The organism is Pseudomonas sp. B2021, assembly GCF_018135665.1.
Lineage (GTDB): Bacteria > Pseudomonadota > Gammaproteobacteria > Pseudomonadales > Pseudomonadaceae > Aquipseudomonas > Aquipseudomonas lactis.
Genome location: NZ_SMOF01000001.1, coordinates 457,205 through 479,466, shown reverse-complemented (window position 1 = coordinate 479,466; position 22,262 = coordinate 457,205). Strand labels below are relative to the sequence as shown.

Below are 22,262 nucleotides of genomic sequence, written 5' to 3'. Positions count from 1 at the left end.
CCCGCTCCCACAGTGGATCTGCGCTCATCTGACGAGCCGTATAAATAACAAGGACCTTACATGGACGTAACAATGGGCCTGCTGGCCGCTCTGCTCTGGGGCGGCACGGACTTTCTGGTGGGCCTCAACGCCCGCGCCGTTGGCGTTAAACGCGCGGTGTATTTCGGCCAAGCTCTCGGTTTTTTGATCATGACCTTCCTGCTGGTCATTTTCCCGGCCTTCCTTTTCAAATCCCTTGATGCACCGTTAAGCGTTTGGCTCCTGGGCGTCGCCGCCGCTCTGCTGACGGTGTCCGGCGCCCTTGCGCTGTCCAAAGCCTTTGCCTTGGGCAAAGCAGCCATCGTCGCGCCGCTGGTGACGTCCTATGGAGTGGTGACCACCCTGCTCTCCTGGGCCAGCGGTGAACACATCAGCCTGATACAACTGGGCTGCATCGCCCTGTGCTTGATCGGCGTTGTGCTGTCCAGCATCCACAAGGACAACGGTACGCCCCACAACAACCCGCGCCTGTCGATTGCCTACGCCATGTTCGCCGCAACCTTGTACGGCACCAGTTTCTGGCTGCAAGGCCGCTACACACTGCCGGCGTTGGGGCCGATCAGCATGTTGTGGCTGGGTTACCTCGTGGGCCTGTGCGTGCTGGTGGGGATGGTGCTGAAGATCAAGGATGGCCTGAAGATCCCGCCACTGAAAAACTGCGCGACGTTGACCGGTGCGAGCTTGATGAACCTCGGCGGGTTCTCGGCGTTTTCGTGGGGCGCGATGGCCGGCTCGGTGTCGGTGGTGACGGTGATCAGTACGCTGTCGGGAGGGATTGCGGCGATCCTGGGGTTTGTGTTTTTCAAGGAACGATTGTCAGCGGTGCAGGTGGCAGGCGTCGTGCTGGTGCTGGTCGGTGCAGTGGTACTGCACATCGCCGACTAATCGTTCGCCCATAAAAAAGCCGCCTGCTTAAGAGGCGGCTTTTTTACAACCAGCGAATCTTACAACTTAGGACCCGCCGCCTTGATCGCATCACTGACTTCAAACTTCTTGAAGTTTTCGATGAACAGGCCAGCCAGCGCCTTCGCCGCTTCGTCGTAGGCAGCCTTGTCAGCCCAGGTGTTGCGTGGGTTCAACAGGCCGGTTTCAACGCCCGGTACGGCCAATGGCACGTCGAGGTTGATGGTGTCCAGGTGTTCGGTTTGCGCACCGATCAACGCGCCGCTCTGGATCGCTGCAATCACGCCGCGAGTGGTCGGGATGTTGAAGCGTTTGCCGACGCCGTAGCCGCCGCCGGTCCAGCCGGTGTTGACCAGGTAGACCTTGGAGCCGAAACCACGGATGCGCTTGATCAGAAGCTCTGCGTATTCGCCGGCCGGGCGCGGGAAGAACGGTGCGCCGAAGCAGGTGGAGAACGTCGACTTGATGCCGCTGCCCGAACCCATTTCGGTCGAGCCCACCAGAGCGGTGTAGCCGGACAGGAAGTGGTAGGCCGCTTGTTCTTCGCTGAGGATCGACACAGGCGGCAGTACGCCGGTCAGGTCGCAAGTCAGGAAGATCACCGCGTTTGGCTCGCCGCCCAGGTTCTTTTCGGAACGCTTGGCAACGTGCTCCAGCGGGTAGGCGGCACGGCTGTTCTGGGTCAGGCTGACGTCGGCGTAGTCGGCGTGCTTGGCCTCGTCGATCACGACGTTTTCCAGCACCGCGCCATGCTTGATGGCTTTCCAGATAACGGGCTCGTTCTTCTCGGACAGGTCGATGCACTTGGCATAGCAACCGCCTTCGATGTTGAACACCACGCCTTCGCCCCAGCCGTGCTCGTCGTCACCGATCAGGTAGCGGCTTTCGTCGGCCGACAGGGTGGTCTTGCCAGTGCCGGACAGACCAAAGAACAGGGTCACGTCGCCTGCTTCGCCAATGTTGGCGGCGCAGTGCATTGGCAGCACGTCAGCAGCCGGCAGCAGGAAGTTCTGCACCGAGAACATGGCTTTTTTCATTTCACCGGCGTAACGCATGCCGGCAATCAGTACTTTTTTCTGGGCGAAGTTGAGGATCACGCAACCGTCGGAGTTGGTGCCGTCACGCTCTGGCACGCACTCGAAGTTGGCCACGTTGAGCACTTGCCACTCGTCACGACCGGCCGGGTTGTACTGGGCCGGGTTGATGAACAGGCAACGACCGAACAGGTTCTGCCAGGCAGTCTGGGTGGTCATTTTCACGGCCAGGTAGTGGTCTTCTGCAGCCCCTACGTGAACATGGGAAACGAAATGCTCTTGCGCGTTGTTGAAGGCCTCGACGCGAGCCCACAGAGCATCGAACTTGTCGGCCGGGAACTTGCGGTTGATCGGGCCCCAGGCAATGGCGTCCTGGGTGGAAGGCTCTTCAACGATGAAACGGTCAACCGGCGAACGACCGGTGCGATGACCGGTTTCTACGACCAGCGCGCCAGTATCGGCAAGCACGCCTTCACCGCGCTGCAGGGCTTCTTTGACCAGATCGTCAACACTCAGATCGGTGTATACGGCGTTATTGGCTTGCGTCATGAGGTTCCCCGTCGGCCTATGGCCGAGTGCTCCAAACGTTTTGTAGTAGAAAGTTGCGCACTACTACCGCGAAAAAAGTGGGCCGGATTATGCCAGAAAAGCCCAAAAAGAGTAGGGCCCTCCCGTCAGAACACCTCTAATCCGGCGTTTGTCAGGTGATTTACCTGTGCTTAAACGTTTTAGTGGCGGGTGTCGGAAGGGGTGTCGCTGCCTGCGCCAGCGAACAATTGCGCTACATCAGCCGCATCGAACAGGTAGCGCTGGTTGCAGAACTGGCAGTCGATCTCGATATGGCCGCCGTGTTCCACCACCAGATTTTGCGCATCTTCCAGGCCCAGACTGACCAGCGCGTTGCCGGAACGCTCGCGCGAGCAGCTGCAATTGAAGCGCAGGCCTTGTGCGTCGAACAGGCGCACGGCTTCTTCGTGGTAGAGGCGGTGCAGGATGGTTTCGTTGTCCAGGCCCAGCAGTTCTTCGGCCTTCAAGGTGTCGGCCAGGGCGATGATATGCCGCCAGCTTTCGGCACGGTCATCCTCATCCTTGATGCGATCGGCCGGCAGTTGTTGCACCAGCAAACCGCGAGCGCGCTTGCCGTCGGCGTTAAGCCAGAACTTGGTGCCCACTTGCTGGGACATGACGAAGTAGTTGGTGAAGCATTCCGACAGGGTCTGGCCGTCGAGGTCGACAATACCCTGGTAGCGCTGGCCTTCGGTCGGGTCGACAGTCAGTGCCAGGACGCCGTTGGGCATCAGGTCGGCCAGGGTAGCGTCTGCAGCAATCTGCTCAGCGTCATAACGAGCCAGGCCACGGATCTCGCGCTCGCTCGAGCACTCGATCATCAACATGGGCACCGGCCCTTCGGAACGCGCCTGCAAGATCAGCAAACCGTCGAACTTCATGGTGCCCACCAGCAGCGCCGCGGCGGCCATCAACTCGCCGAGCAATTGCGCGACCGGCTCCGGATAGGCGTGTTTGGCAAGGACTTCGGCATAGCTGAGCTCCAACGAAACCATCTCGCCGCGGGCATCGCTCTCATCGAAGATGAAGCGTTGGGTGAAGTCGGTATCCGGTAGATCAGTCATAGGTCTGGGTATCTGAAGTGATGACAAAATGATTACAAGGTTTATAAAATTAAACGCTTTAGCACCATCTTGGTGCGACTTCTCCTGAATTCAAGGAGCACAATAGAGCGATGAGGGACAGTTTATGAACAATCCGGGTTTGTTCCAAGCCAACTGGAACCTCCGGCGATGGGCTCTTTGCAATCTACTCGCTATCGGGCTGCTGTGTTTTTGGCTGTGGCCCACGGGCCAAATGCTCTGTGTAATTTTCGACGAGTGGCTGTTTCACCTGCTCAATGGCCCATTGGCCACAAACTCGACCTGGTTGCATGTATGGGCCGTGGCCAGCCTGCGGCCGTTTGATGCAGTGGTCGGCGTGATCTTGCTGGCACTGCTGATTCGCGGCGACTGGGTGTTCAAGGCCGTGCAGGTGCGCCAGGCGTTTTTTGGCTTCCTTGGCATCCTGCTGCTGTTGCTGTTTATCCGCATGCTGTTCTCCAAACTCGCGGCGCACATGGGCTGGCAGCACAGTAGCCCGTCGATGGTCATCAGCGGCGCGATTCAAATGAGCGACTTTTTCCCAGGGCTGGAGAAAACCTGGGAATTGAAGGACCGTTCGAGCCAGAGCTTCCCCGGCGACCACGCTTCGGTGCTGTTGATCTGGGGGATGTTCATGACCGTATTTGCCAAGCGCATCGGCCAGGTGCTGGTGATCTGGGGCCTGGCGCTGCTGTTCATGATGCCGCGGCTGGTCGCGGGCGCGCATTGGGGACAGGACGACTACATCGGTGGCGTACTGCTGGCGCTGCTGGCGTTGGGCTGGGGATATTACACGCCGTTTGCGGCGAAGGTGTCGGGCGCCTTGTTGCGCATGACGGCGCCGCTTTTCGGGCTACTGAGCAAGTTGCCCGTTATTGGGCGGTTGAGTGTGATGCGCACAACTGCGTAACTCCTCAGGGCTAAAAGTGGGAGCGGGCTTGCTTGCTCCCACTTTTGATCGAGTTTGCATAGGCGATTCGTGCAATCAATCGTCATTGCCGCTGCCGCGGAATTTGAACAGATCGCGGCGCTGCTTCTTGCTCGGCTTGCCATCGGTGGTCAAGCCTGAAGCACCCGCCTTGCGCATGGCCGCAGCGTTCTCACGCTTGGCGATACTGGCTTCGGTTTCCGCATACAGCACCTGCGCTTCAGGCGCGCCGCGGCGTACGATGGAAAGTGCCTGCACCACGATGGTTTTTTCATCAAAACCTGTACGAATCTGATACTCGTCACCGACGCGTGGTTCCTTGCCCGGTTTGCAGCGCTCGCCGCGATGGTGCACCTTGCCGCTCTCTATAGCCGCCTTGGCCAGGGCGCGGGTCTTGTAGAACCGGGCTGCCCACAACCACTTGTCCAACCGGACCTTCTCTTGCTCTTCCTGCTTTTGAGCCACTTGAATTCCTCGCTCTGAAAAATGTCGCAACTTTACCGTTGAAACCCTTCGACGCATAAACCCCAAGGCTCACCTAAGATACGCCAGGTAGCACCCTGTTTTCGCGAGGATACGCCGTGACCGACTTTCCTATTTCACTCACCTCGCCCAACCAGCGGTGCGTGGGTTGCCAGCAAAGCGAGCCGCTGGGGTTCGATTTTGCGTTCGCCTACCAGCCTATCGTAGACCTGCGCGATCATTCTATTTTCGCCCACGAAGCCTTGGTACGCGGCACCCAGGGAGAAGGCGCGCTGTCGGTGCTGGCTCAGGTCAACGAAACCAATCGCTACCGCTTCGACCAGCGCTGCCGGACCAAAGCCATCGCCGGTGCCGCAGCCCTGGGCCTGCAGACTCACCTTTCCATCAACTTCATGCCCAATGCCGTATATCGCCCGGAACTGTGTATCCGCAGCACTCTGGAGGCAGCCCGGGCGCACAATTTCCCGCTGGACCGGCTGATTTTCGAGACCCTGGAAAGCGAGCACGTAGATAACTATCGCCATTTGACGAATATTCTGCGTGAATACCGCGAATTCGGCTTCAAGACCGCCATCGACGATTTCGGCGCGGGCTATTCGGGGCTGAACCTGCTGGCCGATTTCCAACCTGACTTGATCAAGCTCGACATGGCGCTGATTCGCGATGTCGACCAGGATCGTGTCCGTCAGGTGATCGTCCAGGGAATTGTCACAATCTGTGAGCAGTTGGGGGTTACTGTCATCGCCGAAGGCATCGAAAGTGCCGGCGAGCGCGACTTCCTATCCGACTGCGGAATATTTCTGATGCAGGGCTTCTGGTTCGCCAAGCCTGCATTCAAAGCGTTGGCTGAGGTATCTCCTCAAGCCTGGGCAAATTGACCGGTTAACCCTATTGAAGACATTTGACCATTTGACCGTTGTAGGTCTGCGTGAGTGGGTGGCACTTCCCGACTTGGGAGTGGCGGGCCTGCGCGCGAAGATCGACACCGGCGCCAGCACCTCAAGCCTGCACGCCACCGATATCGAGCCCTTTGAGCGCGACGGTGAAAAGTGGGTGCGATTTACCGCGCACCTGGGCAGCGTGGTGCAATTGCGTCACCGGCGCTGTGAAGCGCCCCTGGTGACGATGAAAACCATCAAGAGCTCCAACGGCCATGCGCAGGTGCGCTACGTGATCAGTACCACCCTGGCCCTGGGTGATCGGGTATGGCGGGTGGAGTTCACCCTCGCCTGTCGCAAAGCCATGCGTTACCGCCTGCTACTGGGCTCCAAGGCGCTGATTGACGGCCAGTTGGTGGTCAATCCGGGCCTCAAGTACGTTCAAGACAAGCCGGTGTTCCCGGTCTCCACTATTTCTACCCCAGGTGCTGCATGAAGATTGCTGTGCTGTCGCGAAACCCGCGTCTGTATTCCACCCGCCGCCTGGTCGAGGCCGGCACTGAACGTGGCCATGAAATGGTGGTGATCGACACGTTGCGTGCCTACATGAACATTGCCAGCCACAAGCCGCAGATCCACTACCGGGGCAAACCCCTGGAAGGCTTTGATGCGGTGATCCCGCGTATCGGCGCTTCGGTGACGTTCTATGGCTGCGCGGTACTGCGCCAGTTTGAAATGATGGGCGTGTTTCCGCTGAATGAATCCGTGGCCATTGCGCGCTCGCGGGACAAGCTGCGCTCCCTGCAACTGCTGTCGCGCCGGGGCATCGGCCTGCCGGTCACCGGTTTTGCCCACTCCCCGGATGACATTCCCGACCTGATCGAGATGGTCAACGGCGCACCGCTGGTGATCAAGGTGCTGGAAGGTACCCAGGGCATCGGCGTGGTGCTGTGTGAAACAGCAACGGCAGCGGAGTCGGTGATCGAGGCGTTCATGGGCCTCAAGCAGAACATCATGGTGCAGGAATACATCAAGGAAGCTGGCGGCGCGGACATTCGCTGCTTCGTGGTGGGCGATAAGGTGATTGCGGCCATGAAGCGCCAGGCCAAGCCCGGTGAGTTCCGCTCCAACCTGCACCGTGGCGGCAGCGCCAGCCTGATCAAGATCACCCCGGAAGAACGCATGACCGCGCTACGGGCGGCCAAGGTGATGGGGCTGAGTGTGGCGGGTGTGGACATCCTGCGCTCCAACCATGGCCCGCTGGTGATGGAAGTGAACTCATCGCCAGGCCTGGAAGGAATCGAGACCACCACCGGTAAGGATGTGGCGGGGATCATCATTCAGCATCTGGAGAAGAACGGCGGCCCGAATATGACTCGGACCAAGGGCAAGGGCTGAATACCCCCACCTACCACCCATCACAAAACACCTGTGGGAGCTGGCTTGCCTGCGATAGCGGTAGCTCAGTCAACAACGATGTTGAATGTGCCGCCCTCATCGCAGCATAGGTATCTACACACTGACCCTGTGGCGAGGGAGCTTGCTCCCGCGACCTGACAGCCGACGCCTATCTACCTGACGCCCCGCGATCTAATTGTGGGAGCTGGCTTGTCGGGTCGCCGCATCGCTGCGAAGACGGCCTGACAGCCGACGGGGATGTTGGATTTGACCGCGTACATATCCGTTATTTAGGTAAAGGCCACTTAGGGTTCCGCCCTGACGGCGGCTCACTTTCGAAAAGCGCGAAAGTAAGCAAAGCGCTCTTGCCCCACCACTCGGCACCTCGCCTAGGCTCGGTGTGCCCGTAATCCGCCAGCGTGGTTTAACGGGGCGCCTAAGATCAAAAGCAGATCAAGATCAAGAGCGACTCGCTTCGCATCGTAGTTACCGTCGGCTGCTACAACGTACAAAATTGTGTAAATACCTATGCTGCGATAGCGGTAGCTCAGTCAACAACGATGTTGAATGTGCCGTCCTCATTGCAGGCAAGCCAGCTCCCACATTTGCATTCATATTGCTTGTTAGACAGCGTCTCTAGGCAACATCAACCCCAGCGGCAGCCGCACTCGTGCTTCCAACCCACCGCCTTCCCGGTTGCGCAACTCAACATTGCCGCCATGCATCGACGCAATCCGCCGCACAATAGCCAACCCCAACCCGGTGCCCTTGCCACCTCGGGCTCGGTCGCCACGGGTGAAGGGGTTGAAGATACCTTCCAGTTCCGCCGGATCGATTCCTGTGCCACGGTCCATCACGCTCAGCACCACGTAAGGGGCGGCACTGTCGCCAGAAACGTACGCCGCCACTTCTACATCGGAACCGGCATGGTGCAAGGCGTTGCCAATCAAGTTGTTCAGCAGGCGCTTCATCGACACCCGGCGTAAGGCGAACGGCTGGATCGGCTCCAGGCGCGTGCGCACCTGCTCACCGTTCTGGTTATAGGGCGCAACCACCTCACGCACGAGGTCGGTGAGGTCGACCTCCTCGACCACCTCATCCCGCCCGTCGCGGATGAACGCCAGGAACTGGTCCAGGATGGCGTCCATGTCTTCGATGTCGCGCACCATGTCATCGGTGAGGTCGGTATGGTCACCCATCAGTTCCAGGGACAAACGCAATCGCGTCAAGGGTGTGCGCAAGTCATGGGACACGCCCGCCAGCATCAACTCGCGCTCGCGCCCGGCCTGTTCGACATCTTCCGCCATCTGGTTGAAGGCGCCGTACACCTCGGTCATCTCACTAGGGGTGTCGCTGACCGGCAGGCGCACACTGCGCCCCTGGCCCAGTTGGCGAGCGGCAAACACCAGGCGTTTGAGGGGTTGGTTGAGCTGGCGGACGAAAATCCACGCAGACGCCGTTGAGAGCAAGCCAATGGCCAGGAACCAGCCCAATACGTTCCAGATTTTTTGCCCACGCAGCGGGTGCGGATAAAGCGGAACCTTGATCCACGCATCCCCCAGGCTGGGCGCTCGCACCCACAACGCAGGCGAAACATGCATACGCAGGCGCACCTCGGTGTCGGCGCCCAATTCGGCCTGCATCTGGCGCTGGTAAATCTCGCTGTAAGGCCAATGTTGCTCGCCTTCAGGCACACCCGCGCCATCAACCCGAGTCAGGGTCGATGCCTTGGCTACCTTTTCGCGGTTCTCAGGGTCTACGGCCCAATAGCCCCGCAACGTCAGGGCCACACCGTGGCTGTACTGCCGATCCACCAGCACGTCTTCGTTCATCAACAGATAAACCAGCGTGAGCGCCTTGGAAAACAGAACGACAATAAGCACCAGCCAGAGGGTGCGGGAGAAGAAACTTTGTGGGAACCACAGCGGGGTTTTCATAGATGAAAGCTGCACACCTTGCAGGAACGAGCGGTGCTCGCAGAATTGCAGACGCCGGGCATCCCGTCGACCCTCATGGAGTCAAACGCCAGGATACCCGCCCCTGCAAATCATCGGTCACTTGGTTGCGGTGCCATCCGGCACGAACACATAACCCACACCCCATACCGTCTGGATATACCGCGGCTTGGAAGGGTCCGGCTCGATCATCCGGCGCAGTCGGGAAATCTGCACGTCGATGGAGCGCTCCAGTGCGTCCCATTCCCGGCCACGGGCCAGGTTCATCAGCTTGTCACGGGTCAGCGGCTGGCGAGCGTTCATCACCAAGGCCTTGAGCACTGCGAATTCACCGGTGGTGAGCATGTGCACTTCTTCACCGCGCTTGAGCTCACGGGTGGCCAGCGACAGTTCGTAGTCGCCAAAGGTGACGCTTTCGTCTTCGCTGCCCGGTGCGCCCGGTACCGCCGGTGCCTGGCGACGCAATACGGCCTTGACCCGCGCCATCAGCTCATCGGGGTTGAAAGGCTTGGCCAGATAGTCATCAGCACCCAGTTCCAGGCCCTTGATACGGCTCAGTTCATCGCCCTTGGCGGTGAGCATGATGATCGGGATCTGGTTGTTAGCACCGCGCAGGCGTTTACAGGCAGTAAGGCCGTCTTCGCCGGGCAGCATCAGGTCGAGTACGACCAGGTTGAAGACTTCACGCCCCAAAAGGCGATCCATCTGCTCGGTGTTCGGCACCGCCCGGGCCCGATAGCCCTTGGAGTTGAAAAAACGCTCCAGCAGGCTGCTCAGCCCCGGATCGTCATCAACGATGAGAATTTTTTCGCCTTCAGCAGTTTGTGCGGTGCTGCTCATTGGATGCTCCTCTTATCTCGGCGCGCATTATGGCGTAGCTGCCGTTATACGCACCGTGTGCATTGTTAGCAGATTTTTCATCTACTGCCAGCGAACCCGCGCCCTGCAACCTGCGGCGCAGTACCCCCGAAGGGCAGAACGCTGGTTATAATGCGGCGCCTGCGTGCAGGGCAACGTCAGATCGTTACCGTTTACTGCCGGGCTTTTTTTACCCGCTTGTCGTGAATTTTTCGATTTCGAGGGTCAATAGCCAGCCTCTTGACCCAGGCAGCGGCGCCAGTCGGGCCGCTCAACCAGCCTCGCCGGCCTTTTTCTACGGGCCTGCGTGCTGATTTTAAGAATTTCAGGTGGTTTTATGGACAGCATCAACAGCCGCATCGCCGAGGAACTCGGCGTACGCCCACAACAGGTCGAAGCGGCCGTCGCTCTACTGGATGAAGGCTCCACGGTGCCTTTCATCGCCCGTTACCGAAAAGAAGTGACCGGCAGCCTCGACGACACCCAACTGCGTCACCTGGAAGAGCGCCTGCGCTACCTGCGAGAACTCGACGAACGGCGTATCAGCATCCTCGCCAGCATCGAGGAACAGGGCAAGTTGACCCCACAACTGGAACGCGACATCAAGCTTGCCGACACCAAGACCCGCCTCGAAGACCTTTACCTGCCGTACAAACAGAAACGTCGTACAAAGGGCCAGATCGCCCTGGAAGCCGGCCTGGGTGATTTGGCCGATGGCCTGTTCAACGACCCGTCGCTGACGCCAGAAACTGAAGCCACGCGCTTCATCGACGCTGAAAAAGGCGTCGCCGACGTCAAGGCCGCCCTCGAAGGGGCCAAGTACATCCTGATGGAGCGCTTCGCCGAAAACGCCAGCCTCCTGGAAAAACTGCGTACCTACCTCAAGCAAGAAGCCATCCTCAGCGCCCGCGTCATCGCCGGCAAAGAGGAAGAAGGCGCCAAGTTCCGCGACTACTTCGAACACGACGAGCCGCTCAAAAGCATGCCGTCCCACCGCGCCCTGGCGATTTTCCGCGGCCGCAACGAAGGCATTCTCAGCTCCGCGTTGAAAGTCGGTGACGAGCTGCCGGGCACCATGCACCCGTGCGAAGGCATGATTGGTCAACAATTCGGCATCCAGAACCAGAACCGCCCGGCAGACAAATGGCTCGGCGAAGTGGTGCGCTGGACCTGGAAGGTCAAGCTCTACACCCACCTGGAAACCGACCTGCTCGGCGAGCTGCGCGACGGCGCCGAAACCGAGGCAATCAACGTGTTCGCCCACAACCTGCACGACCTGCTGTTGGCAGCACCAGCCGGCCCGCGTGCCACCCTGGGCCTCGACCCGGGCCTGCGCACCGGTTGCAAGGTCGCGGTGGTCGACGCCACCGGCAAACTGCTGGACCACGCCACGGTGTACCCGCACGTTCCGCACAACAAGTGGGACCAGACCCTGGCGATCCTCGCCGCCCTGTGCGCCAAGCACGCGGTGGACCTGATCGCCATCGGCAACGGCACCGCCAGCCGCGAAACCGACAAGCTGGCCGCCGAGCTGATCAAAAAATACCCAGCCATGAAGATGACCAAGGTCATGGTCTCCGAAGCAGGCGCTTCGGTGTACTCGGCGTCGGAGCTGGCCTCCAAGGAATTCCCGGACCTCGATGTGTCGATCCGTGGCGCGGTGTCCATCGCCCGTCGCCTGCAAGACCCGCTGGCCGAACTGGTGAAGATCGACCCTAAATCCATCGGCGTCGGCCAGTACCAGCACGACGTGTCACAGCTCAAACTGGCACGCGGCCTGGATGCGGTGGTGGAAGACTGCGTAAACGCCGTGGGCGTGGATGTGAATACCGCATCCGTGGCCCTGCTGGCGCGGATCTCCGGCCTCAACGCCACCCTGGCGCAGAACATCGTCAGTCACCGCGACGAAAACGGCGCGTTCAAAACCCGTGCTGCGCTGAAAAAGGTCGCACGCCTGGGTGAAAAAACCTTTGAACAGGCTGCTGGTTTCCTACGCGTAATGAACGGCGACAACCCGCTGGACGCCTCTGCGGTTCACCCGGAAGCCTACCCGTTGGTGCAACGCATTGCCGCCGAGACCGACCGCGATATCCGTTCGTTGATCGGTGATGCCGCGTTCCTCAAGCGCCTGGACCCCAAGAAGTACACCGACGAGACCTTCGGTGTGCCGACTATCACCGATATCCTGCAAGAACTGGAGAAACCGGGTCGCGACCCGCGCCCGGAGTTCAAGACCGCCGAGTTCCAGGACGGCGTCGAAGACCTCAAGGACCTGCAACCGGGCATGATCCTCGAAGGCGTGGTGACTAACGTGACCAACTTCGGCGCATTCGTGGACATCGGCGTGCATCAGGACGGTTTGGTACACATCTCCGCGCTTTCGGAGAAGTTCATCAAGGACCCACGTGAAGCGGTGAAAGCCGGGGACGTGGTCAAGGTCAAGGTCATGGAAGTCGACATCCCGCGCAAACGCGTCGGCCTGTCGATGCGCATGAGCGACACCCCCGGCGAAAAAATCGACGGTGCACGTGGTGCTCGCCCCGGTTCGGCGCCGCGCCAGTCGCAGAACAACGCGCCGCGCAAGGAAACCGCGACTGCCGCGCCAAGCAACAACGCCATGGCGTCGCTGTTTGCCAACGCTAAACAGCTGAAGAAGCGTTGATGGAGATTCCGGCCGGTTTGACCCAGAGCGCATTCAGCGAACTGATCGGCTGCCGCCTGCAACGCCTGGAAGAGGGCGTTGCCGAGGTGGCCCTGACCCTGGAGCCGCACCTGCGCAACCGCGCGGGCAAGCTCCATGGCGGGGCGATTTTCAGCTTAGTGGATATAACCATGGGCCTGGCGTGTTCCAGCGCCCACGGTTTCGACCAGCAGAGCGCCACCATCGAATGCAAGATCAACTATATTCGCGCCGTGGAAGACGGTGATGTGCTGTGCACCAGCCGGGTGATCCACACCGGTCGCCGCACCCTGGTGGTCGAGGCCGAGGTGTACCAAGGCGAAAGACTTGTCGCAAAAGCACAGGGCACGTTCGCTGTCCTATAGCTCCCCACCCCCGATTTGAGTTAATTTCGGCGCTGCGATAACAGCGTCGGAATTTTCTCGCTGCGCTGTAGCCCAATTCATGGAGTGAAGTCGGCAAATTCAGAGCGGGTCAAATCGACTCAAAACCAGGCGATCACGCCAGTTTCAACTTCACCCTTGTAGACCGTCCTGCCCACCCCCATATTGGGGCGACTGACGCGTGAAGGAATCCAACTTGAGCGAACTTCTCAACCGCCGCCTGGCCCTGCTCGGCAAGCGCGAACACCTCTCCCTGCTAGAGCAATGCTTGCACGGCATCGAGCGCGAATGCCTGCGTGTCACCAACGAAGGTCGCCTGGCGCAAACGCCGCACCCCGAAGCCTTGGGCGCCGCGCTGACCAATGAACAGATCACCACCGACTACTCGGAATCGCTGCTGGAGTTCATCACCCCAGCCCTGCCCAACCCGGCCGAGACCCTGAGCAGCCTGGACAAGATCCATCGCTTTGCCTACTCCAAGCTGGGCAGCGAATACCTGTGGAGCCCCTCGATGCCGTGCCCGTTGCCGGCCGAGGAAGATATTCCGATTGCCTACTACGGCACCTCCAATATCGGTCAGCTCAAGTACGTGTACCGCAAGGGCCTGGCCCTGCGTTACGGCAAGACCATGCAGTGCATCGCAGGCATCCACTACAACTTTTCCCTCCCGGAAGCGTTGTGGCCGTTGCTCAAGGAAACAGAAGGGTTTGTCGGCACCGACCGTGACTATCAGTCCACGGCCTACATCGCGCTGATCCGTAATTTCCGGCGCTACAGTTGGCTGTTGATGTACCTGTTCGGTGCCTCGCCCGCCCTGGACGCCGGCTTCTTACGCGGGCGCTCGCACCAGCTTGAAGTCCTCGACGCCGACACCCTGTACCTGCCCTACGCCACCAGCCTGCGCATGAGCGACCTGGGTTACCAGAGCAATGCCCAGGCCGGCCTGACGCCGTGCTACAACGACTTGGCCAGCTACACCGATAGCCTGCGCGAAGCGGTGGCAACGCCCTACGCGCCGTACGTTGAAGTCGGCACGCACAAGGATGGCGAGTGGGTGCAGCTGAACACCAACATCCTGCAGATCGAAAACGAGTACTACTCCAACATCCGTCCCAAGCGCGTGACCTACACTGGCGAGCGGCCGATCCAGGCGTTGATGGCCCGCGGCATCCAGTACATCGAAGTGCGCTGCCTGGACATCAACCCGTTCTTGCCGATGGGTATCGACCTGCCGGAATCACGTTTCCTCGACGCGTTCCTGCTGTACTGCGCACTGAACGACAGCCCGCTGTTCGCCAACAACGAGTGCGGCAACGCCAGCTCCAACTTCCTCAGCGTGGTCAAGGAAGGCCGCCGTCCGGGCCTGCAATTGCAGCGTGACGGCCAGCCGGTGGACATGAAGGAGTGGGCGGCCGAGTTGCTGGAGAAGATTGCCCCGCTGGCCGCCCTGCTCGATCAGAGCCATGGCATCACTGAGCACAGCGAGGCACTGGACGCCCAGTTGGCCAAGGTCAAGGACCCGTCCCTGACGCCGTCGGCCCAGGTATTGGCGGCCATGGCCGAGCGCAAGGATAGCTTTGCGCAGTTCTCCCTGCATCAAAGCGAAGTGCATGCTGAATACTTCCGCAAGGAGCCTTTGGCGCCTGAGGAACAAGCGCACTTTGAAGAACTGGCCCGTGCGTCGCTGGCGCAACAGGCGGAGCTGGAGCAGAACGAAGTGGGCGATTTCGACGTGTTTGTCGGCTCGTACCAGGCAAGCATCCTGGCCATCAGCAACTAACCTCAGGCTCGCTCCCCTGTGGGAGCTGGCTTGTGTGGGAGCTGGCTTGCCTGCGATATCGGTGGGTCAGCAACCCACCTGTTGACTGATACACCGCTATCGCAGGCAAGCCAGCTCCCACATTATTCTGCCAGCCTGAAAACAGGCTTCGCCATTTACCCTCATAAGCTAATTCGAAAAAGTTATTTATTTTCGAGTTCTTAGATCATTTAGTCTCCTCTCACGCCGACCCTCGGCCGCCTGATTGAGGAGCTTCCCCTTGAAACTGCTGACCCCTCTGCGCCTGTTGGCCGCATTGTCCCTGGCCGGTGCCAGCCTGTTTGCCCAGGCGGCGGATGTGACCATTGCGTACCAGACCACCGTAGACCCGGCCAAAGTCGCCCAAGCCGACGGCGCCTATGAAAAGGCCACCAACGCCAAGATCGACTGGCGTAAATTCGACAATGGCGCCGACATCATCGCCGCCATCGCGTCCGGCGACGTGCAGATCGGCTATCTCGGTTCCAGCCCACTGACTGCCGCAATAACCCGCAAAGTCCCGGTGCAAACTTTCCTCGTCGCCACCCAGATCGGTGGCGCCGAAGCCCTGGTGGCCCGTAACGGTTCGGGGATCAACAGCCCTGAGGATCTGGTCGGCAAAAAAATCGCTGTGCCCTTCGTTTCCACCGGCCACTACAGCCTGCTCGCCGCCCTGAAACACTGGAACATCGACCCGGCCAAAGTCACCATCCTCAACCTCGCTCCGCCGGCCATCATCGCCGCCTGGAAGCGTGGTGATATCGACGCCACCTACGTGTGGGACCCCGCTCTGGGGGTGGCCAAAGAAACCGGCAAGGTGCTGATTACCTCCGGCGAACTGGCCAAGTTCGGCGCGCCGACGTTCGATGCATGGATCGTGCGCAAGGATTTTGCCGAGAAGCACCCAGAGATCGTCACCGCCTTCGCCAAAGTCACTCTGGATGCCTACGCCGCCTACCGCAAAGACCCACAAGCCTGGCTCGCCGATACCGGCAACGTCGACAAACTGGTGAAACTCTCCGGCGCCAAGGCCAGCGACATCCCCTTGCTACTGCAAGGCAACGTCTACCCGTTGGCCGCCGACCAGGTAACCCTGTTGGGCGCGCCGACCACCAAGGCTGTCACCGACACCGCTGCGTTCCTCAAGGAACAGGGCAAGGTCGATGCCGTGCTGCCCGACTACGCCCCTTACGTCAGCGCCAAGTTCATCACCAACTGACCCAGGAGTTCACTGCGATGGCCTTGCTACAACTGGAGCGCATCAGCGCACAGTACCCAGGCGCTCCGGAACCGGTACTGTCCGATATTTCACTGGAGCTTGGGCCCCAGCAGTTGCTGGTTGCCCTGGGCCCGTCCGGCAGTGGCAAGACGTCGTTGTTGAACCTGATTGCCGGCTTCGTCGAACCGTCTGCCGGGCGTATCACCCTTGATGGCGTGCCGGTCAAAGGCCCCAGTGCCGAGCGCGGCGTGGTGTTTCAGGACGACGCCCTGCTGCCCTGGCAGGACGTGCTGGCCAATGTGGCTTTCGGCCTGGAACTGGCCGGCGTGCCCAAGGCGCAGCGCGATGTGTGCGCTCGTGAAATGCTCGCACTGGTGGACCTGGCCGGCTTTGACAGCCGGCGCATCTGGCAACTCTCCGGCGGCCAGAAACAGCGCGTCGGCCTTGCCCGCGCCTTGGCGGCCGACCCTCGCGTATTACTGATGGACGAACCCTTCGGCGCCCTGGATGCCTTCACCCGTGAACAGATGCAGGAGTTGCTGCTGCAAGTGTGGCGGCGCACGGCCAAGCCGGTGTTCCTGATTACCCACGACATTGAAGAGGCGGTATTTCTCGCCACCGACCTGATCTTGCTCGCGCCCAACCCCGGCCAGATCGTTGAGCGGTTGCAGCTGGACTTCGGCCAACGGTATGCCGCCGGAGAATCGGCCCGCGCCATCAAGTCCGACCCACGCTTTATCGAAACCCGCGAACACGTGCTGGGCAAAGTGTTCTCCCAAAGGCAGGTGTACGCATGAGCAGCTACGAACTTCCCGCCACGGCCAACAAGCCGGTGGCACCTGCCGTTATCCCGGTACGCCGCAGCCTGAGCACGCGCTGGATCAGCGTACTGACCCTGGTCGCTCTGCTTGCCTTGTGGTGGGCGGTGACCGCCACCGGTTTGATCGAACCTTTGTTCCTGCCGCCACCGTCCGCCGTGTTGCAAAAAGGCTGGCTGCTGGCGACCACCGGCTACATGGATTCCACCTTGTGGCAGCACCTGGGCGCTAGCCTGAGCCGCATCGGCCTGGGCCTGGGCTTTGCGGTGCTGACCGCCGTGCCGGTGGGGATTGCCATCGGTGCCAACCGCATTGCCCGAGGCATTTTCGATCCGTTGATCGAGTTCTACCGGCCAATTCCGCCGCTGGCCTACCTGCCGCTGATCGTGATCTGGTGCGGCATTGGCGAGCTGTCCAAGGTGCTGCTGATTTACCTGGCAATTTTCGCCCCGATCGCCATCGCGACCGCAACCGGGGTGCGCACCGTCGACCCGGCCAAGCTGCGGGCTGCGCAGTCGCTGGGCGCCACCCGCGCACAACTGATTCGCCATGTGATCCTGCCCAGCGCCCTGCCCGATATCCTCACCGGTGTGCGCATCGGCCTGGGCGTGGGCTGGTCGACCCTGGTCGCCGCCGAGCTGATTGCCGCCACCAGCGGCCTGGGCTTCATGGTGCAGTCGGCGGCGCAGTTTCTGGTCACTGATGTGGTGGTGCTGGGGATCCTGGTGATCGCCCTGATCGCCTTCGCCATGGAAATGGGCCTGCGCGCCCTGCAGCGTAAATTAGTGCCCTGGCATGGCCAGGCACACTGAGTGAAGAATCCACAATGAGCAGCCTGACCATTACCCCATTAAGCACCGCCCTGGGCGCCCAGATCAGTGGCGTCGACATCACTCAGCCGCTGAACCCTGAACAGCGCGAGGCCATTGAACAGGCGTTGCTCGACTATTCGGTGCTGTTCTTCCGTGACCAGCCGATCACCCCGCAGCAACAGGCACGCTTCGCGGCAAACTTTGGCGACCTGCACATCCACCCGATCTACCCCAACGTGCCGGAACAGCCCGAAGTGCTGATCCTCGACACCGCCGTCACGGATGTGCGTGATAACGCGGTGTGGCATACCGACGTGACCTTCCTGCCCACGCCGGCCCTGGGCGCTGTGCTCAGCGCCAAGCTGCTGCCAGCCTTCGGCGGCGATACCTTGTGGGCGAGTGGGATTGCGGCGTATGAGGCGTTGTCCGAGCCGTTGAAGCGCTTGCTCGATGGCCTCACCGCCACACACGATTTCACCAAATCGTTCCCGCTGGAGCGCTTTGGCAACACCGCCGAAGACCTTGTGCGCTGGGAAGCAACCCGCAAGAAAAACCCGCCGCTATCGCACCCAGTCGTGCGCACGCATCCGGTGAGTGGGCGTAAGTCGCTGTTCGTCAGCGATGGCTTCACCACCCGAATCAATGAACTGGAACCGGCCGAAAGCGAGGCGATTCTCAAGCTGCTGTTCGCCCACGCCACCCGCCCGGAATTTACCATCCGCTGGCGCTGGCAGGAGAATGACGTGGCGTTCTGGGATAACCGCGTCACCCAGCATTACGCCGTGGATGACTACCGGCCGCAGCGGCGGGTGATGCACCGGGCGACGATTCTTGGGGATGTGCCGTTCTAACGCTTGGCGACAGATCGTTCCCACGCTCTGCGTGGGAACGCCTCCTGTGACGCTCTGCGTCACGACTTTAAAGCGGACGCCGAGCGTCCGGGGCTGCATTCCCACGCAGAGCGTGGGAACGATCAGAGGGCCTGCTTTTTCAAGGTTATTCGGCGGTGGATGGCTTTTCCCACAAGTTGATCCCGCCTTCCTGCGCAAACCGATCAATCTCCGCCAATTCTTCTGCACTGAAGCTCAAGTTCTTCAACGCCCCGACGTTTTCGATAATCTGCTCCGGCCGGCTCGCGCCGATCAGCGCACTGGTTACCCGTGGATCACGTAATGTCCACGCCAGCGCCAACTGGGCCAGGCTCTGGCCACGGCGCTTGGCGATTTCATTCAGGCCGCGTACATGGGCGATGTTGGCTTCGGACAGGTGCTGGGCCTGCAACGAGCCACCACCCGGACGGTTCACCCGCGCATCGGCCGGTACGCCGTTGAGGTATTTATCGGTCAACAAACCCTGGGCCAGCGGCGTGAAGGCGATCACCCCGGCGCCGAGTTCTTCAGTGGTGTCCAGCAGGTCTTTTTCCACCCAACGGTTGAGCAGGTTGTAGGCCGGCTGGTGGATCAACAACGGCACTTTCCACTCGTTGAGCAACGCTGCGATTTCGCGGGTTTTAACCCCGGAGTAAGACGAGATACCGATGTACAACGCCTTGCCTTGTTGCACGGCAGTGGCCAGGGCGCTGGCGGTCTCTTCCAGGGGCGTGTCGGGGTCGAAGCGGTGCGAGTAGAAAATATCTACATAATCGACGCCCAGGCGTTGCAGGCTCTGGTCCAGGCTCGCCAATACGTATTTACGCGACCCGCCACCCTGGCCGTAAGGGCCGGGCCACATGTCCCACCCGGCTTTGCTGGAGATGATCAACTCGTCGCGATAGTGCTTGAAGTCTTCGCGCAGCAACCGACCGAAATTGATCTCGGCGCTGCCGTAGGGCGGGCCGTAGTTGTTGGCCAGGTCGAAGTGGTTGATACCCAGGTCGAACGCGGTGCGCAGCAAAGCGCGCTGGGTGTCGATCGGGGTGCTGTCGCCAAAGTTGTGCCACAACCCCAGGGACAGTGCCGGCAGCACCAGTCCACTGCGGCCTACGCGGCGATAAGGAATAGATTCATAGCGGTTTTCGGCAGCAATGTACGTCATCGAATCCTCTCTTGATCTAGGGCAAATAAGGCCCGGGAATAGGCATATTCCCGGGCCTTTTAAGCAGCTGAATCGCTTAAGTCTGCGTCTTCCTTTTACAGCAAAGACCTACTTGAGAGGAACGCTATCAGCGCACCATGTGCAAGAACTGCAGATGGCGCTCGTACTGGTCGAGGATGTCATTGATGATCTGCTCTTTGGTGTAGCCCACCAGGTCATAGTCCTGGCTGCCCTCACTCAAGTGCACTTCGGCCCGATAGTAGCGGCGGTTGTTGATCTCTTTCTTGCCAATGCCGCCCAAGGCGAACGACGGTGTGAAGTAGCCACGCATCTGCACCTGGTAGATGAACGGGCGTTCTTCGCCATGGCCAATTTCGAGGCTGACGCTGTCGTTGGACGGGTCGGGCTGGGTCACCACCGTAAGGCCCTTCTCGACAAACACTGCGGTCACTTCCTCAATCGCCGGGCGCACCGTGGTGTCGAGGAAACGGTATACCTCATCGCGGGATGGGAAATGCACCGCCTGGCTCAAACGCTGGCGCCAGCCACCTCGGCCTTTGCGCGAAGCGGAGATCGGCGCCAGGGAATGCAACTGCGCAATCTGCTTTTGCGACTCCAGGTAGAACGCCTTGTGCAACCCCCACATCATCAGCAGCAGGATCAGCGAGAACGGCAGCGAGGTCAGTACCACCGCCGACTTGAGCGAGTCGATACTGCCGGCGAACAGCAACGCACTGGTGACCAAGGCGGTCATCGCGCCCCAGAACACACGCAGCCACTTCGGCCCGTCTTCGTCAGCGTTGCCGCCTTTGGACGACAGGGTGGAGAGCACCACAGTGCCGGAGTCAGCCGAGGTCACGAAGAACACAAAGCTGATGAACACCGTGACCGCGATCACGGTCTTGCTCCACGGGTAGGTTTCCAGCAGCAGGTAGAGGCTCATCGATGGGTCATCGATCGCCGACTGGCCCAGTGCTGCCATGCCATGGTTGAGCACCTGATCGATGGCGCTGTTACCGAAGATCGACATCCACGCCAGGGTGAAGCCCAGCGGAATCAGCAGCACGCCAAACACGAATTCGCGGATGGTGCGGCCACGGGAAATGCGCGCGATAAACAGGCCCACGAACGGCGACCATGCGATCCACCAGGCCCAATAGAACACCGTCCAGCCGCCCAGCCAGTCGCTCGGCTCGTTGTAGGCGTACACATCAAAACTCTTGGTGGGCAACGCGCCCAAATAGTCACCGATGTTCTGGATCAAGGTGTTGAGCAGGTGCTGGGTAGGCCCGGCGAACAACACGAACAGCAGCAGCGCACAGGCCAGCAGCATGTTGATGTCGGACATCACCCGCACGCCCTTGTCGACGCCGGCCACGGCCACGATGATCGCCGCGCCCATCATCAACGTAATCAGGCCCACCTGGATCCACTGGGTATGGGCAATGCCAAACAGGTAGTCCAGGCCAGAGTTGAGGTGCAGCACGCCAAAGCCCATGTCGGCACCCAGGCCGAACACCGTGGCAATGATGCCAAAGCCATCCACCGCGTAACCGATAGGGCCATTGATGCGCTTGCCGATCAGCGGGTACAGCGCCGAGCGCAACGCCAGCGGCAGGTTATGCCGGTAAGCGAAATACGCCAGGGCCATGCCGACAAACGCGAACACGCCCCAGCCATGCAGGCCCCAATGCAGGAACAACACCTGCATGGCCTGGCGCGCCGCATCGGCGTTCATTGCTTCGCCCTGGGGCGGCTGCACCAAGTGCGTCAGCGGCTCCGAGACGCAAAAGAAAAACAGCGTGATGCTGATCCCGGCGGCGAACAACATGCCGGCCCAGGACAGGTAACTGAATTCGGGCTCGTCGTGGTCGGCACCGAGTTTTATCTTGCCGTAGCCCGATAGCGCGGTGACCACCACGAAGACCAGATACAGGGTCATCGCCAGCATGTAGTACCAGCCGACCGTGTTGGCCGCCCAGTTTTGCGCCGCCAGCAACCAGGCACCGGCCTGTTGCGGGATAGCGATGACAGTGATGCCAAACAGCAGGATGACGGTCGCGGCAAAGTAGAAAACGGGCGCATTCATGCGCACCATGCCGCTGGAAGGGGTGGACGATGCACTCATGAACGATGCACCTCAAGGTTGCGGGATATGGCTGTAAAAAACGGACTCAGCAAAGGTAAGCCTCCTGTTGTGAGCGGGCAGCGAACCACCGGTTTAACTTGAACGAACGTTCAAGTTAAACATGAATAGGCGGTCTGGGACTAATCTCGGGGCTGAGTGGTAGGTGTTTCCTACACTAGCTCAGGGATTGGTATGACGGATGAAGGAGGCAAATCGTTCAGCGACCCCACGTTGAAATACATTCTAAATGTGGGAGCTGGCTTGC

The 22,262-nt window shown here is 60.4% G+C and carries 19 protein-coding genes; 12 read left to right on the top strand and 7 right to left on the bottom strand.

Features of this window, described 5'->3' with window-relative positions; translation table 11 throughout:
- Positions 1-60 precede the first annotated feature (60 nt).
- Positions 61-924 carry an EamA family transporter gene (locus E1K68_RS02145; RefSeq protein ID WP_244858765.1) on the top strand — a complete coding sequence of 288 codons (864 nt, stop codon included), beginning with the start codon at positions 61-63 and terminating at the stop codon, positions 922-924.
- A 59-nt stretch (positions 925-983) separates the two neighbouring features.
- Here E1K68_RS02145 and E1K68_RS02140 read toward each other — a convergent pair whose 3' ends face one another.
- Both E1K68_RS02140 and hslO read right to left on the bottom strand, forming a co-directional pair.
- A complete protein-coding gene (locus E1K68_RS02140) occupies positions 984-2,525 on the bottom strand; it encodes a phosphoenolpyruvate carboxykinase (protein WP_003187687.1) in 1,542 nt (513 codons plus the stop codon).
- 179 nt (positions 2,526-2,704) lie between these two features.
- Positions 2,705-3,607 (bottom strand): Hsp33 family molecular chaperone HslO, encoded by a 903-nt coding sequence (hslO, locus tag E1K68_RS02135; RefSeq protein ID WP_003187686.1) that lies wholly within the window; start codon positions 3,605-3,607, stop codon positions 2,705-2,707.
- A 124-nt stretch (positions 3,608-3,731) separates the two neighbouring features.
- Here hslO and E1K68_RS02130 point away from each other — a divergent pair, with 124 nt between their 5' ends.
- Entirely contained in the window at positions 3,732-4,535 is an 804-nt protein-coding gene (locus E1K68_RS02130) for a phosphatase PAP2 family protein (RefSeq protein WP_094775498.1), read from the top strand.
- 75 nt (positions 4,536-4,610) lie between these two features.
- Here the strand turns inward: E1K68_RS02130 and E1K68_RS02125 are convergent, their stop codons facing one another.
- Complete coding sequence (locus tag E1K68_RS02125) at positions 4,611-5,018, bottom strand: S4 domain-containing protein (RefSeq protein ID WP_003187681.1); 408 nt, start codon at positions 5,016-5,018, stop codon at positions 4,611-4,613.
- A gap of 116 nt (positions 5,019-5,134) precedes the next feature.
- Between E1K68_RS02125 and E1K68_RS02120 the strand changes: the two genes are divergently transcribed.
- From E1K68_RS02120 to rimK, 3 genes are read left to right on the top strand one after another with little or no spacing between them, the layout of a single operon-like run.
- Positions 5,135-5,914, top strand: a complete 780-nt coding sequence (locus E1K68_RS02120) for an EAL domain-containing protein (RefSeq protein ID WP_212613733.1) — start codon at positions 5,135-5,137, stop codon at positions 5,912-5,914.
- 46 nt (positions 5,915-5,960) lie between these two features.
- Positions 5,961-6,410: an ATP-dependent zinc protease gene (locus tag E1K68_RS02115; RefSeq protein ID WP_199520738.1), complete on the top strand. Its 450-nt coding sequence runs from the start codon at positions 5,961-5,963 to the stop codon at positions 6,408-6,410.
- A complete protein-coding gene (gene rimK, locus E1K68_RS02110) occupies positions 6,407-7,312 on the top strand; it encodes a 30S ribosomal protein S6--L-glutamate ligase (RefSeq protein ID WP_003187674.1) in 906 nt (301 codons plus the stop codon). Before E1K68_RS02115 ends, rimK begins: the two co-directional genes overlap by 4 nt.
- A 623-nt stretch (positions 7,313-7,935) precedes the next feature.
- Here the strand turns inward: rimK and E1K68_RS02105 are convergent.
- Both E1K68_RS02105 and ompR read right to left on the bottom strand, forming a co-directional pair.
- Positions 7,936-9,249 (bottom strand): ATP-binding protein, encoded by a 1,314-nt coding sequence (locus E1K68_RS02105; protein WP_003187671.1) that lies wholly within the window; start codon positions 9,247-9,249, stop codon positions 7,936-7,938.
- Positions 9,250-9,366: 117 nt separating this feature from the next.
- On the bottom strand, positions 9,367-10,107 hold the full coding sequence (gene ompR, locus E1K68_RS02100) for a two-component system response regulator OmpR (RefSeq protein ID WP_003187669.1): 741 nt from the start codon (positions 10,105-10,107) through the stop codon (positions 9,367-9,369).
- Positions 10,108-10,462: 355 nt separating this feature from the next.
- Between ompR and E1K68_RS02095 the strand changes: the two genes are divergently transcribed.
- The 7 genes from E1K68_RS02095 to tauD all read left to right on the top strand — a co-directional run bounded on the left by E1K68_RS02095 (position 10,463) and on the right by tauD (position 18,686).
- Complete coding sequence (locus tag E1K68_RS02095) at positions 10,463-12,787, top strand: Tex family protein (protein WP_003187667.1); 2,325 nt, start codon at positions 10,463-10,465, stop codon at positions 12,785-12,787.
- Complete coding sequence (locus tag E1K68_RS02090) at positions 12,787-13,170, top strand: PaaI family thioesterase (RefSeq protein WP_212613732.1); 384 nt, start codon at positions 12,787-12,789, stop codon at positions 13,168-13,170. The genes E1K68_RS02095 and E1K68_RS02090 overlap by 1 nt, the downstream gene beginning before the upstream one ends.
- Before the next feature lie 214 nt (positions 13,171-13,384).
- Entirely contained in the window at positions 13,385-14,968 is a 1,584-nt protein-coding gene (gene gshA / locus E1K68_RS02085; protein ID WP_212613731.1) for a glutamate--cysteine ligase, read from the top strand.
- A gap of 259 nt (positions 14,969-15,227) precedes the next feature.
- On the top strand, positions 15,228-16,205 hold the full coding sequence (gene tauA / locus E1K68_RS02080; protein WP_003187660.1) for a taurine ABC transporter substrate-binding protein: 978 nt from the start codon (positions 15,228-15,230) through the stop codon (positions 16,203-16,205).
- A 17-nt stretch (positions 16,206-16,222) separates the two neighbouring features.
- Positions 16,223-17,002, top strand: coding sequence for a taurine ABC transporter ATP-binding subunit (tauB, locus tag E1K68_RS02075; RefSeq protein ID WP_212613730.1), 780 nt, complete (start codon positions 16,223-16,225; stop codon positions 17,000-17,002).
- Positions 16,999-17,835, top strand: a complete 837-nt coding sequence (tauC, locus tag E1K68_RS02070; protein WP_003187657.1) for a taurine ABC transporter permease TauC — start codon at positions 16,999-17,001, stop codon at positions 17,833-17,835. The genes tauB and tauC overlap by 4 nt, the downstream gene beginning before the upstream one ends.
- 14 nt (positions 17,836-17,849) lie before the next feature.
- Entirely contained in the window at positions 17,850-18,686 is an 837-nt protein-coding gene (tauD, locus tag E1K68_RS02065) for a taurine dioxygenase (protein WP_212613729.1), read from the top strand.
- Between the two features lie 145 nt (positions 18,687-18,831).
- Here the strand turns inward: tauD and mgrA are convergent, their stop codons facing one another.
- Both mgrA and betT read right to left on the bottom strand, forming a co-directional pair.
- Positions 18,832-19,869: an L-glyceraldehyde 3-phosphate reductase gene (gene mgrA / locus E1K68_RS02060; RefSeq protein ID WP_034125489.1), complete on the bottom strand. Its 1,038-nt coding sequence runs from the start codon at positions 19,867-19,869 to the stop codon at positions 18,832-18,834.
- Between the two features lie 127 nt (positions 19,870-19,996).
- Positions 19,997-21,958: a choline transporter BetT gene (gene betT / locus E1K68_RS02055; protein WP_169856569.1), complete on the bottom strand. Its 1,962-nt coding sequence runs from the start codon at positions 21,956-21,958 to the stop codon at positions 19,997-19,999.
- Between the last annotated feature and the right edge of the window lie 304 nt (positions 21,959-22,262).

Coding starts and splice junctions, on each gene's coding strand:
- E1K68_RS02105 (WP_003187671.1), bottom strand. CDS start 9,249: ATGAAAACCCCGCTGTGGTTCCCACAAAGTTTCTTCTCCCGCACCCTC.
- tauC (WP_003187657.1), top strand. CDS start 16,999: ATGAGCAGCTACGAACTTCCCGCCACGGCCAACAAGCCGGTGGCACCT.
- E1K68_RS02140 (WP_003187687.1), bottom strand. CDS start 2,525: ATGACGCAAGCCAATAACGCCGTATACACCGATCTGAGTGTTGACGAT.
- E1K68_RS02130 (WP_094775498.1), top strand. CDS start 3,732: ATGAACAATCCGGGTTTGTTCCAAGCCAACTGGAACCTCCGGCGATGG.
- mgrA (WP_034125489.1), bottom strand. CDS start 19,869: ATGACGTACATTGCTGCCGAAAACCGCTATGAATCTATTCCTTATCGC.
- rimK (WP_003187674.1), top strand. CDS start 6,407: ATGAAGATTGCTGTGCTGTCGCGAAACCCGCGTCTGTATTCCACCCGC.
- tauB (WP_212613730.1), top strand. CDS start 16,223: ATGGCCTTGCTACAACTGGAGCGCATCAGCGCACAGTACCCAGGCGCT.
- E1K68_RS02095 (WP_003187667.1), top strand. CDS start 10,463: ATGGACAGCATCAACAGCCGCATCGCCGAGGAACTCGGCGTACGCCCA.
- hslO (WP_003187686.1), bottom strand. CDS start 3,607: ATGACTGATCTACCGGATACCGACTTCACCCAACGCTTCATCTTCGAT.
- ompR (WP_003187669.1), bottom strand. CDS start 10,107: ATGAGCAGCACCGCACAAACTGCTGAAGGCGAAAAAATTCTCATCGTT.
- E1K68_RS02090 (WP_212613732.1), top strand. CDS start 12,787: ATGGAGATTCCGGCCGGTTTGACCCAGAGCGCATTCAGCGAACTGATC.
- betT (WP_169856569.1), bottom strand. CDS start 21,958: ATGAATGCGCCCGTTTTCTACTTTGCCGCGACCGTCATCCTGCTGTTT.
- E1K68_RS02145 (WP_244858765.1), top strand. CDS start 61: ATGGACGTAACAATGGGCCTGCTGGCCGCTCTGCTCTGGGGCGGCACG.
- tauD (WP_212613729.1), top strand. CDS start 17,850: ATGAGCAGCCTGACCATTACCCCATTAAGCACCGCCCTGGGCGCCCAG.